This window comes from Candidatus Methylomirabilis sp., from assembly GCF_028716865.1.
In the GTDB taxonomy this organism is placed as follows: Bacteria; Methylomirabilota; Methylomirabilia; order Methylomirabilales; family Methylomirabilaceae; genus Methylomirabilis.
Map to the genome: position 1 here is coordinate 30699 of NZ_JAQUOY010000016.1, position 12311 is coordinate 43009.

General features: G+C 58.9%; 12 protein-coding genes. 3 read left to right on the forward strand and 9 right to left on the reverse strand.

The genetic code is table 11. The features are described 5' to 3' along the window. From PHV01_RS07795 to PHV01_RS07835, 9 genes are all read right to left on the reverse strand, one after another. Window positions 1–708 (reverse strand): class I SAM-dependent methyltransferase, encoded by a 708-nt coding sequence (locus PHV01_RS07795; protein WP_337290593.1) that lies wholly within the window; start codon window positions 706–708, stop codon window positions 1–3. Beyond that, entirely contained in the window at window positions 705–1631 is a 927-nt protein-coding gene (locus tag PHV01_RS07800) for a glycosyltransferase family 2 protein (RefSeq protein WP_337290594.1), read from the reverse strand. The genes PHV01_RS07795 and PHV01_RS07800 overlap by 4 nt, the downstream gene beginning before the upstream one ends. After that, a complete protein-coding gene (locus PHV01_RS07805) occupies window positions 1624–2919 on the reverse strand; it encodes a glycosyltransferase (protein ID WP_337290595.1) in 1296 nt (431 codons plus the stop codon). Before PHV01_RS07805 ends, PHV01_RS07800 begins: the two co-directional genes overlap by 8 nt. 15 nt (window positions 2920–2934) lie before the next feature. Further along, the gene (locus tag PHV01_RS07810) at window positions 2935–3711 is read right to left on the reverse strand and encodes a class I SAM-dependent methyltransferase (RefSeq protein WP_337290596.1); all 777 of its coding nucleotides are present in this window, start codon (window positions 3709–3711) and stop codon (window positions 2935–2937) included. 37 nt (window positions 3712–3748) lie between these two features. Beyond that, window positions 3749–5548 carry an ABC transporter ATP-binding protein gene (locus PHV01_RS07815; protein WP_337290597.1) on the reverse strand — a complete coding sequence of 600 codons (1800 nt, stop codon included), beginning with the start codon at window positions 5546–5548 and terminating at the stop codon, window positions 3749–3751. Between the two features lie 69 nt (window positions 5549–5617). After that, entirely contained in the window at window positions 5618–5830 is a 213-nt protein-coding gene (locus PHV01_RS07820; RefSeq protein ID WP_337290598.1) for a hypothetical protein, read from the reverse strand. Next, window positions 5827–7257, reverse strand: a complete 1431-nt coding sequence (locus tag PHV01_RS07825) for an O-antigen ligase family protein (RefSeq protein WP_337290599.1) — start codon at window positions 7255–7257, stop codon at window positions 5827–5829. Before PHV01_RS07825 ends, PHV01_RS07820 begins: the two co-directional genes overlap by 4 nt. 19 nt (window positions 7258–7276) lie before the next feature. After that, the gene (locus PHV01_RS07830) at window positions 7277–9526 is read right to left on the reverse strand and encodes a polysaccharide biosynthesis tyrosine autokinase (RefSeq protein WP_337290600.1); all 2250 of its coding nucleotides are present in this window, start codon (window positions 9524–9526) and stop codon (window positions 7277–7279) included. Between the two features lie 29 nt (window positions 9527–9555). Then, complete coding sequence (locus PHV01_RS07835) at window positions 9556–10626, reverse strand: SLBB domain-containing protein (RefSeq protein ID WP_337290601.1); 1071 nt, start codon at window positions 10624–10626, stop codon at window positions 9556–9558. A gap of 108 nt (window positions 10627–10734) precedes the next feature. Here PHV01_RS07835 and PHV01_RS07840 point away from each other — a divergent pair, with 108 nt between their 5' ends. The 3 genes from PHV01_RS07840 to PHV01_RS07850 all read left to right on the forward strand — a co-directional run bounded on the left by PHV01_RS07840 (window position 10735) and on the right by PHV01_RS07850 (window position 12288). Beyond that, window positions 10735–11151, forward strand: coding sequence for a hypothetical protein (locus tag PHV01_RS07840; RefSeq protein ID WP_337290602.1), 417 nt, complete (start codon window positions 10735–10737; stop codon window positions 11149–11151). Window positions 11152–11558: 407 nt separating this feature from the next. Continuing rightward, on the forward strand, window positions 11559–11858 hold the full coding sequence (locus PHV01_RS07845) for a PqqD family protein (RefSeq protein ID WP_337290603.1): 300 nt from the start codon (window positions 11559–11561) through the stop codon (window positions 11856–11858). Beyond that, window positions 11842–12288 carry a lasso peptide biosynthesis B2 protein gene (locus PHV01_RS07850; RefSeq protein WP_337290604.1) on the forward strand — a complete coding sequence of 149 codons (447 nt, stop codon included), beginning with the start codon at window positions 11842–11844 and terminating at the stop codon, window positions 12286–12288. Before PHV01_RS07845 ends, PHV01_RS07850 begins: the two co-directional genes overlap by 17 nt. The last annotated feature ends 23 nt before the right edge of the window (window positions 12289–12311 follow it).

Below are 12311 nucleotides of genomic sequence, written 5' to 3' on the forward strand. Positions count from 1 at the left end.
TTATTTCTTACGTGCAGATACGGTAATACCTCCGCAAATCCATTCCGTAAACCAATCCAAGCCGGTCAACTTCGCGAGTAGCCAGCGCTTCCACGACCGATGAAACTGCTCAGGGTTGGCAACGAAGCAGCAGTCCGTGAAGCCGGCTTCCGCTAACAGAAGCTTCAGGTCTGTTCGGGTAAAGTAATGCAAATGCCCTCCCCCCCAGACGAACGTATCCATGGTGGTGTGAGGGAACCTCCCGTGCCAAACGAGCGTCAGCACGTTCCGGAAATACCGGATATTCGGCGTCGTCAGGACCAACTGACCGTCGTCCTTCAGGACGCGGCGAAGCTCACGCAGCAATGACAAAGGATCAAAGACATGTTCAATCACTTCGAGGCAGGTCACGCACTCAAACGAACGATCTTGATAGGGAAGCAGGCCGCGATTGAGATCGGCGCAGACGCTCAAGACTCCCCGCTGCCTGGCTTCCCGAAGGGCCGTTTCCGAAAGGTCGCACCCGTGCACCGCTTGAAACTTAGCTCCAACAAGGTCCAGCAGTGTGCCGACCCCGCAGCCGACGTCGAGGAGCCTCTTCCCCTCGCCCAACACCGATCCGACGGACTCGAAAATCTCGTTTGGGGAGCCGCTGCCCTCTGCTGCTCCCCCGGCATCGGCCCGGCGAGCCGCCCAATACCGTTCATATGTCCGCCTGAGCTCTATCATCCATCTTGCCAAAGCCATTCCGGCCCCCGGCCCGTTCGTCCCCGGGCATAGTCCTTCACTGCGGCCACATAGGCACGGACCTTCCTGAATCGCTCCCGATCCGAGGACTTCACGAGAAGCCAGGCGATGTCGCGTAGCAAGCCCTCCAGCAGAGTCGGGAAGGAGCGGGGTGCGTGCAGGTGAGCGAGCAGCAGGTGGCTGCGTGTCTTATGGTAGGCTTTCAGGGGCGAATCGGTCCCCCCCGCGCTCAGGGAAATCTTGTGCCAGATCCGCGCCGAGGGCTCAACCACGCTCTGCAGGCCGGAGGCCCGAAGGCGAAGGCACCAGTCGACATCCTCCCAGTACAGAAAGAAGCGCTCATCAAGAAGGCCCGCCCTTTCCAAGGCCTGCCGCGTCATCAACAGGCAACAGCCGGTTAGCCAATCGGTAGGGGTCAGGGCCGTCTCTGCCCCGTCATCGAGTTCGTCAGCGCGCGGCGCAACCACTTGGCAGGTTCGCGGATCAAAACCGCCGCCGGCGAACCACAGCCGCGTCGGTTGATCGAAATAATAGATCTTCGGCCCCACTGCGCCGATGCGAGGAAGGCGCTCCACCGCTTGGACCAGAGCATCGAGGAATCCCGGGTCGACCTCGGTGTCGTCGTTCATCAATAGCACGTATTCTGCCCCCTGAGCCAGGGCTACCCTGATGCCGAGGTTGTTGCCGCCGGCATAGCCGGCGTTGAAGGGGCTCTTTACGACACTGGCTCTCCTTCCGACCAGACAGCCCACGTCACCGGGATCGAGAGGAACCCGCGAGCCATTCTGGACGACGATCACCTCATGGTTGTGATAGCGGATGGCTCGGCAGGACCGAAGACATCCCTCCAGCGCCTCCCGGTTGTCCAGGTGCAGGATGACGATGGACACCTTCGGATCAGACATGACTGCCAGTGTGAGCCTTGGAGGATCCTCTCAAGAGATCCTCGTAGATGATGATGAACCGTTTGGCCACCCGAGGCCAGTGATAGGCCTCGCGCGCGACCTCACGGTCCAGTGGTTTTGGCATCTTCTTCTCGAGGATATCCTTGATTGCGACCTGCCATTCATCATAATTGAAGACGGGGACGAACCTCCCGACCCCGTGCCGCTTCATCCGCTCCGACGTCTCGCCGACGGGGGTAGTCAGAACTGGCAATCCACAGGCCATGGCCTTCATCACGGACACCGAAGCGCCCTCGCGCGTGGACACTGACACGTACACATCAGCCGCCCAGTACAGATTCCGCAACTGCTCCCCGGTCACGTACGGGTGCAGGACCGCCTTTCCCCCTCCGATAAGGGACCGGCTCAAGGCCTCGAGCCGGTCGGTGTTGGCCTGATCCCCGTGACCGGCGATGAGCACCACAAAGTCCTCGCGTTCTCCCAGGCGACCGAACACGTCGAGCAGCTTGTCGAATTGCTTCAGCGGAACGAAGTTGCCCGTTGCCAGGAACACCGTCCTCGTTTGAGGGATTCCGAGGGCGCTTCGCACGACCCTTTTCTGTTCAGCCGTTGGAACGGGCACCCAAAAGTCGAAATCACACCCCATCGTCAGCAACTCCGTCCGGCCCCGAAAGATCTTTCGCAGCTCGCTGCGCGCGTATTCGGACTGAGCCGAGATCACGTCGACGTGGCTCAACAGGCGCGAGAGCTTCCAGTGCTCGACCAGCAGACAGGCGTAGGTCAGCGGCCTGTGCAGGCCCGCCATTTCGCTGGTGGGTACGGTGGACATCCCATGCCCGACGATGAAAATTGGAAACCGCTTCTGCCTGCCGCACTCCGCAAGGATCTCGCTGTAGAACGGGACCCGGAACCCATGCAGGTGTAGGATCGTGGGTTCACTGCCGATTGCGGCCAGGCTGGAAAGAATAGGTTCTGAATAGATGCCGACTTCAGCCCGAAGCCCTGGGTAGTACGTCCGCTCGGTCGCAGGAAACAGCCGATGCGTCACGCCACTTTCCAAAGTCGCAGAGTACACCCGATCGGCTCGGTAATCTGGCTGCCACACCTCCCACCGAAAGCCCGAGTCGGCTCTGAGGATGGCCTCTCCGAGCAGATCAGGCCATTCGCGTGCCCACAAACCTAACCACGTTCCATCAGGCTTCTCCCACGCCACATCGGGACGGTCGTGATCGGAGGCAAAGGCGTAGGGCGGATTATGGGCATGGATGTTGACGATGAGTGGTTGCATGCGGAAGGCTTGTCCTCAACAGGGCTTCCTCGCCTTGGCAATCATGTACACTCCATGAGATGGTGCCACTTCACCGATGTTACATTTGTGAGCCCAGACCTGAGCAACCGGCCAATTCCTCGAACGGATGCCTTCCGGAAGGCACGTACGGAGTGCCACGCGAACGGCTCTTCGAAAGAGCCCGTCGGGTCCCACAGGCACCTCTTGTTCGGCGAATTCCCGAACTAGCGGGAGATCCTTCTTGGAAAAGTGCCGCTGTCCCCAGACAGCTTCAATCGCAAAAAACTCAGAGAGCAGGCGGGTAAATTCCCCCTCGTCCAATTCCAAGCGGTGATACACATTGCGTCTCCCCTTGTTGTACACCGCGTAGAGGGGGCGGTTGGGAGTCGAAATCAACAGGATCCCGCCGGGCTTCAAGACCCGTCTGATCTCGTGCAAAAATGATCGCATGTCCTCGAGGTGTTCAAGGGTTTCAAACGAGACGACCACATCAACGGCACCGTCACGCAGCCCGACATGGCAACAATCCCCTTGTAGAAAGTGCACGTGTGACCGTTGGTGATGGTGGCGGCAATAGGAGAGCGCCTCCTGGCTGTGATCAAGACCGACGACCAAGTGCGCCGCCCCGGCAAGGATCGCGGCTCCATACCCCGTCCCGCAGGCCGCATCGAGCACTACTTTTCCCCTCACCTGCTCCCTGGCAAACAGGTACCGCCCTGTGTGCTGGTAGAAGAGTTCCCAGTTTTTGGGGCCCTCATCTACATAGCGCTCTCCTGAATCCAACATGGGCATGCACATCCTGTCGCGAAGCGGCTGATCGCTGGATCTCCTAGACCAAGGCCTGCAGCCTCCGCAATTCGTTGAAGCGGCCCTGCGCCATCGTCAGGGCTTGCCAGGAGCCTGACTCAACAATGCGGCCGTGCTCCAAGACATAGATCCGGTCCGCTCTCTGGATCGTTGCGAGACGGTGGGCGACGACCACGATGCTCATGTGCCGGACCAGTGCATCGAGTGTCTGCTGGATAAGAAATTCTGATTCCGCATCCAGCGCGCTCATCGCTTCGTCCAGAATCAGGAACTCGGGCTTCCTGACCAGCGCCCTCGCCAGGGCCAACCGCTGACGTTGGCCTCCCGAGAGTAACACGCCACGACTTCCGATAACCGCGTCATAGCCCTGTGGAAGATCCTGGATGAATTCATGAGCATGGACCAGCTTGGCCACAGCCTCGATCTCTACGCCGGTGGCTGTCGGCCTTCCCCACAGTAGGTTCGCCCGCACCGTATCGTTCAAGAGATGCACGTCCTGCGGAACGTAGCCGATCCGACCATGCCAGTCATTCAGACTGAGCCCGTCGAGAGACACTCCGTCGATCAGTACTTCGCCTTGAGTAGGGCGAAGAAATCCCATCAGCAGGTCAATAATTGTTGTCTTTCCGCCTCCGGATGCGCCGACAATGGCGACCATTTCGCCCTTGCGAATCTCAAGGTTCACCCCTCGCAGAACCGGCTCCTTGTTCTCATACGCAAACCACACCGCCTGCATTTGGATAGCCTGCTGCAATCCAAGAAAGGGTTGACCGCCTTCTCGTTCACGAAAGCCCTTCGCGAGTTGCGAAACGCGATCGATATTGGCCAAGCTGGGCAGTAACGAGTTCAGTTCGTGTAGGCCCATCTGGAGGTCGGAGACCCTGGGAGTTAACCGAAAAAGGACAACCAGCAAGACCATGACGTCCGGCACTGCCATTTTGAAGACAGACAGAGCCAGGTACAGACCTGACAAGAGAAAAATGGCGGTCAGTGGCTGATACAGGGCCCCGACCATCGTACGATTCCTGGAATCCTTGACTTGAATATCCGTCAGTTCACGCACAGCTCTCCGGAACCGATCGGAAGCTGCGCCGATGGCTCCGAATCCCTTCACCAGTTTCGCGCAGGCCAGCATTTCCGCAACAGTTTCCTGGACCCATGCATTGGCCTGGATTGTTCCCTCTCCGTACTCTTGTCCTTTGGCGACGCGAGACCGCAACAGCCATACCCCGATTCCCGCAATGGCTACCGCAATGAGCGTCATCTGCCACGAGAACGCAAGGGCTAAGCCGACATAGATGAGGATCGCAATGCATGCACGCACCAACGCGGCCAGAAACAGAAATGCAGCGGCAGCCCTGATGGGGTCCTGTGTAAGGGCGTTTGTCATCACGCCGGTTTTCTGTTTGGCGATGAATTCCCACCGTGCCGCGAGGACGGCATCGAACAGCATGGTTCGGAGCATGCTGGCGAACTGGAACCGTGTACTGTTGATCAAACGCTCATTGAGAATCGTGATCACGCTCTGGAGCAGGAAGATGCTCAACAGGGCAACTAAGACCACCCCGAGCGTCAACTCGACACCGAAAAATCGAGTGACTTGCTGCAGAAGCTTTCCTATCCTTGAAGGCGTGCCAGCCTGTGAGACAGATGCCACTCCAGCCAGGGTAAACATGGGGGCCAACAAGGCTAGGCCAAGGCCTTCCAGGAGATTGGAGGCGGCGCCTGCAGAAAGAATGAGGGATGTCCTCAGAGGGAAATTGCGAAAGAGGAAGCGGCCAAACTGGGTGACGATCAGTGGCCTGTCCGAACGCGAGTTCAAAGGAGGTTCGTGACAGAATAAAAATACCCCCTTACTAGTAAAACTGCCTTTGTCTGCCGCTCCAGTCAATTATGGCCTTTCTCGTTCGATGTTCTTCAACAACTCTTCCCGCTCAAAATCTCTCGGCTCATAGAACAATCCCAGGGAGGAGCGGAGCTTCGTAAAGAACTCATGTATCGGCCCGGCGACTATGTATGCAAAGACCAGGAAGAGCGCGAGGATCAACATGTAGATCCTCAACGGCAGGCGCGGAAGCCCCATGAGTCGGCGAAGGTTGATCATCGGCGGATACCTGCGAACGCAGGCGGTGCCTGCGCCGATGACGGCTGCTCCTCGAGTTGCGGCGCCATCATCGCTATGGCCGCTAAAAACCAGTACGGTTCCATGATGCGGACGATGATGAAGCTATTGGCCCCGATGGCATGGGTAAGGATCGCGATGTGCCCAACCAAGAAGCCAAGTGTCACCCCCTTCAAGAGCGGGTCCTTCACCTGACGGTAGTGGTCTTTTGCGGATCGAAAGGTGGACAATATGAGCCAGAGAAAGATTGTGAATCCGAAGACCCCAAGCTCAACCAGGGTTCTGGGGTACTGGGCATCCACGAGACCCCACCCGGTAACTCCCGAACCAAGTAACGGATGTTGTGGTAATCCTTCTGTGAAGGCGGTCTGCCAGTTCCTTAACCGGATCGTGGTGGATGAGTCAAGGTGGAGTTGGCCGATGATCACCTGTTCCGCCTCTCGGGGTGCGGTATAAGTATATTCGATTCGTTCCAAGATATTGGGAGGAGCGAAGATGACGAAAGCGCCCGCAGTGAGCAGAGCCCCGATCAGCAGGCCGGTGCGCCGCTTGCTGAAAAAGAGGAGCGACAAATAGAGCGGCACCAGGGCCAGGTAGGACGCACGGGAGAGGGTAAGACCAAGGGTGGACAGGAGGAGGGCAGCGAGGAAGGTAAGCGTAAGCTTCACCCTCCTCGATTCCTGAGTCAACAACACACTGAGAGCCAGAGCCAGCATGAGGACCAGGTACCCACCGAAAGAGTTCGGCTCGGCATTGGCGGCCCTGATACCTTCACCGGTGTCTTCGAAGGGCGCCGAGGCGCGGCCCCCGGCGGGAATCTGGGCGATCCCGATCACGCTCACTATCAAGGCGACGACCAGGAGGGCGACCGTATAGTTCCTGACTTGGGTCCGGTTCTTCAGGCTATTGGCTGTCAGGAAGTAGATCAGGAAGTACTCGATATATTTCAACGTAAAGAGCGAGCCGGTCAAGACCTCAACCCGGCCGAAGACCATCCCCACCCCGGTACTGAGGATGCAGGCGAAGGTGTACCACGCGATTTGCCGATTCAGCGGTGTCTTGGTGAATACTCCCACATCCGAGTAGATCGCAATCCGGGCCAACCAGAGCAGCCCAATGACCACCAGCAGCAGGTCATCAAGGCGAAGCGTAAGCCCACGGCTGGCCAAACTGGTGCCGGCGGCCTCTGAAACCACAACCTGCGGCCCAAGGAGCATGGAGAAGATTAGGATGTACAGGGCTACATCGACGTTGATCATCGCAGCCAGGATGACAAGGGCGGACAGTCCGATTATCAGTGCCGTGGTAGGCTGGAATACTGAGATGACGTATGCGGCGGCTGCGACAAGGGCGAGCATAGCCCCGACAAGAGACCACGTCCGAAGATCGCTGTTCCGATCGCCTACCATGAGCCACTCACGGTCCCTTTCATGCGCGACGCGTCGGACCCCCGCCGGTACCCGGCCATATCCGCGCCAGGAAGCCGAGTTTCGACGAGGACTTGCCGGACTTGCCTTCCCCATACCTGTAGGTGTACCGGGCGTATTTGAGTTCTTCGTAGTCACGGCTCAACTCTGCGCGCAGTCCGGTAAGGACAACGCCAAGCACGTTGGCCTTCACGTTCTCCAGGAGGATCTTGGTTCTCCGGAGCGCGGACCGTGGGATCCGTCCAACCCGATAGACGATGATGGTGGCGTCACATTTGGCGCTCAGGATGACCGCATCGGTAATCGGCAAGACCGGACTGCTGTCCATGATGACGTACTCGTACTGCTCCTTGAGAGCCGTCAGGAGCTCCGTCATCCGCGGGGAGTTCAGGAGTTCCGCCGGGTTCATTGGCAGCTGACCGCTGGTGAGAATATCCATTTTGTCGATGTGCGGGGCTGATGTGATCGACTCGAACCCGAGCTTCCCCAGCATGAGATCGGTCGCCGTCCGGATCGCTTTTGTCCAGGGAACGTTCTCCGCGATCACCTCTGAAAGGCCTGGCGCCCTGGGGATGCCGAACACGCGATGGATAAACGGCTTTCGGAGATCGGCTTCGACAAGCAGGACCCGCTTGCCCAGTTGTGCGATATTCAGGGCAAGATTGATGGCGGTAGTGGTTTTTCCCTCCGTGAGCGATGCGCTGGTGACGGCGATGACCTTCAGGGGCCGCTGAAGGGCGAAGAACTCAATATTGGTTCGGAGCGCCCGGAAACTCTCGGCGACCGGAGATGTCGGGTAGATCAGGGACACCAGGAATGGCCGGCTTTCAGGCGGAATCTGCTCGGCCGGGATCGTTCCGTCGATAGAGGACTGCTCCTCCGTACGCTCGATATCTTTCTCAAGGTCCGGGATGAGGCCGATAACCGGCACCTGCAAGAACGCTTCAACATCCTCGATGGCGCCGATAGAAGTGTCTAGCGACTCTGCAATGAGGGAGAGGACCACTCCCAGGACGAGGCCGATCACGAATCCTACCAGGGTCTTGGTCGCGGTCTGGGTAACGACTTTGGGTTTGGTCGGCTCCACGGCGGGGCGCACAATGGTGACTTCCTGAATCTGTTCTTTTTCTCTGATCTGGGCTTCCTCGTCCCGCTTTTTCAGGAGGGAGCGCAGATCCTCGTTAATCTTGACCTCCCGCTGCAGCCGCGCTTCTTCGAGGACGCTTGCCGGCATCCCCTGGAGGTTGACTCCGGCCGCACGAGCGGCAACCTGACTGGCGTGGAGCCGCTCTTCCAGCGCCGCGCGCTTTGCCTCGAGTTCCCGGAGGTAATCGGCCCGCAACCCGGCAAGCTTGGCGTCCAATTGCTTGATCTGCGGGTGCAGCGGTGTCAGGGTGAGGAGCAAGTGAGAGCGCTCAAGCTGTTTCTCGATGATCGCGGCGCTGATCTTGGAGATGTTTGGATCGGGCGGATCAAACAGGGCCGGCCCTCCGGCCTTTGCGGCGGCGTCAGGGGTCTCTTTGAGTCGACGGATCTCTCGTGCCACACCATCGAGGAGCCTCTGCGTCTTCGCCTGCTCCGCTTCCTGCGCCGTAAGGTTCGTCAGCGCGGCAGAGGCCGCTTCATTCAGCGGTACGCCGCCCTGCCGTTCTTTGAACGCCTTCAATTGTTCTTCGGAGAGCCTCAGGCGCTGATCCATCTCTGCGAGCTGCGACTCGATGAATTGCCCGGCCTCGCGCACCTGGCGGTTTCGGGCGAGGATGTTCTCTTCCCGGTAGGCTTCCGCCACGTTGTTGGCGATCTTGGCGGCCGTTTGCGGGTCGCCTGCCGTAGCGGTGATCTTGATAATATTCGTATCCTTTTCCGGCTCGGCCTGAATTTGTTTCTGCAGTGCGGTAATGACCTGGAGGTACTGCGGCGAGCTTCTGGCGGCCTCGCTGCTGACGTCCGGCGGGATCAGGCCCAGTCGGCGAGCGGCGATCTCCAGGACCGGCCAGGATCGGGTATAGGCCGCGTACGTGGCGACGCTTTCTCCCGGCGAGAAGGTAATTGCCTCCATCAGGAGACCGGTGATGCTGGTGCTCCGTTCCACCTTGATGGCGCTCGACGCCTCATAGAGGGGGGGCGGGGACTGCACGAGCGCGATGGTGTAGGAAAAACCGGTAAAGAGGAGAGTGGCCGCCAGGATGATCCCCTTGCGGCGCCTCAGGATCCGCCAGTAGTCTCGAATGTTCAGCTCATACTGTGCCACGCACGTCTCCTGCTCACATCACCATGCGGTTAGGGAGGAGAAATCAACTGCTTAAACGTTTGAGCGGTGCTTCCGCCGATACTCAAGAAATCCAGCGTCGGCCGAAGCTTATTCACAAACGCATTCCAGTCTCCGATGGGACTCCGTGGAATGTAGAGGATGTCGCCGGGTTGAAGCGGCACATCGAATCGGAAATCGCCGTCCTTGAGGACCCTGTCGAAATCGGCCGCGATCAGGAGGGGCTTCAGGGGGTCGCCTCGGATCACCCGAGCGCTGTTGCTCACAGCGAGATCCGTTGGGCCGCCCGCCTGTCCGAGCGCTTGAGCCATCGTGAGGTTGGGTGTAAAGGGCTGACCTCCTGGGATGCGGACCTCTCCCAGGATAAATACCCGTTTTGGAAGCTCTGACGGCTTCTCGGGAACGAAGACCACACTTCCCGCATCCAGGACAGGCTCCTGCTTGAGTCTTCCCTGAAGGACGAGTTGCAGGAGATTGACCGTATGGACCTCGCCGTCCGGCTGCGTGACGCGCACGCTCTCCAGATCCGCATTAGCCGCTGGACCTCCGGCCTTTACCAGCATATCGGTCACCGTTGTCCTGCCGCTGAGCGGAAACGCCCCTCCGCGTGACGCAACCGCGCCAAGGACCGTGACCTTCTTGCTGGCGTGCTCTTTGACCAGCACCTCGACCTGCGGGTTCACGTAAAACGGAGTGAGCGCCTCCCGTAGCCTGCCTTCCGCCTGTTCCGCCGTCAGTCCGGCCACTTTGACCTCAACGCCGGCGATCACAATCGCTCCGTTTCTTTTGACGGGGGCTAAGACCTTTTCCTGCGGCGCCCCTTGAGGAAGCAAGATATCAAGCACATCGCCTGGTCCGATCTTATATTGAGGCGTCCCATCCACCGTAATGAACGTCGCGTTTTCGGTGACCTCCTTTGCGGCGTACGGCTCTGCGGGCCGACCCACTTCCAGGGCGCCGCCGATGGGAGCTGCAGGCGCGGGCAATGCGGGCGGCAGAACCGTCCCCGGAGGAAGCGGGGGCGAGGCGCAACTCGCTATCAGGTATAGCCAGGGGATCAGGACTGCTCGACCCGGTTTCATGATCCTCCCTTTCTACATGCGCCAGGAGCAAAATTTCTTGACCTGTTCGCGGTTCCACCATACACTATATCGTGTGAGGAGGTTCCAATACAATAAATGGGAGGACTTATGCGCAGGTTGCCCTCGTGGCTTTTATCGCGGTTGACATTGTGCCTGGCGCTGACGATGGCGCTGTGGCTGGCGACCTCTTCCACCACGGCAGCCTCATCGCTCACGGTTGCCCCAGGCGCGCTAAGCTTTGTTGCGATTGAGGGGGGGGCAAATCCTCCGGGGCAGGTGATCGCCATTATCGCCTCCGGTCCCAATGCCGTGTCATGGTTCGCAACCGGCGGCGCATCGTGGCTCCAGGTGATGCCCTCCGCTGGAGAAGCGCCCGCTTCAGTGTTCGTCTCAGCCAATGTGGCTGGGATGGCAGCCGGGACGTACAGCGGGACCATTCTCATCACCGCGAGACAGGCCGGCATCGGCAGCCGCGTGGTGTCTGTCTCATTGACCGTAACGCCGCAAAGCGCACCCTCACAATAGCTGCCGCGCTCGCCTTGCTGCGCGCGCCCGCTCCAGGGGATTTGTTGACATCCGATACCTCGTGCGTGCGGCCGATCATTCCTGTCGTAGTTAATTAGCAGCCGCCTCTTTATCTCTCTGCGTGCCAGACAGTAGCAAATCATTTATTGACACTCCGCATGAGGATTCCAACAGCGCGTCCCGTTTATCAATAAGTTAGCGCATCATGCGGAGCCACGTCAATCGGAAAGATTTACGCCGGTACTGTTGGTCGCGGAGTGTAGGCACTCGGTATTCGTCCATTCCTCGCGCAGTCCTGATCTATTTATTGTTTGTGGACTCCGGCCGCTACTTGACAGAGCGTACAACGAACGGTATTGTTCTCATAGGGTACTCAGACGTCTACTGACCCATGAAGGGTGCTGATCATGAGCCAACGTGTCTCGCTCGCATCGGGCGTGCGAATCTGCCAGGATGTTCTCTCCCGCGATCTACAGGGCGAGGAAGTCATCCTTGACCTCAATACCGGGGTCTATTTCGGCCTGGACCAGGTAGGGACGCGAATCTGGCAATTGATCCGGGAGCATCGATCTCTTCAACAGGCTCTCGATTCTATGCTCCAAGAGTACGAGGTGACGAAAGCGCAATGCACGCACGATCTCCTTTGTTTCGTCACGCAGATGGCGGACAAAGGGTTGGTTGAGGTGCGTAATGGGGAGGATACATAAATTTTTCCGACTCCCGCCTGCTGAGCGCCGCATTCTCGCTCAAGCCTGGGGGTTTTTCCTTCTGGTTGATCTCGCCCTGCGAATCCTGCCGTTCACGCGGCTCCTCACCCTCTCTGAAAAAGTGTTCCTGAAGCGAAAAGAGGAACCTGCCGTGGTATTGGTCCCCTCTGCCGCACGTCTGGCCTGGTTGGTGGAGGTCGCTGAGCGATACGCCCCCGTCACAGCAACCTGCCTCAAAAAAGTCCTGGTCCTTTTCTGGCTTCTTGGGAGGCGAGGAATCCCAGCGGAGCTTCAAATCGGCGTCTCGCGTGACGAAGGAAGGCTCAAGGCCCACGCCTGGCTCGATCACGATGGACAGATCATTCTCGGCCGTCACGAAGGCGAACGCTACGAGCCCCTCCTCCCGACAGGTCGAACAGACATAGGGTAGAATGGCAAAAGGCCTAAACGCCG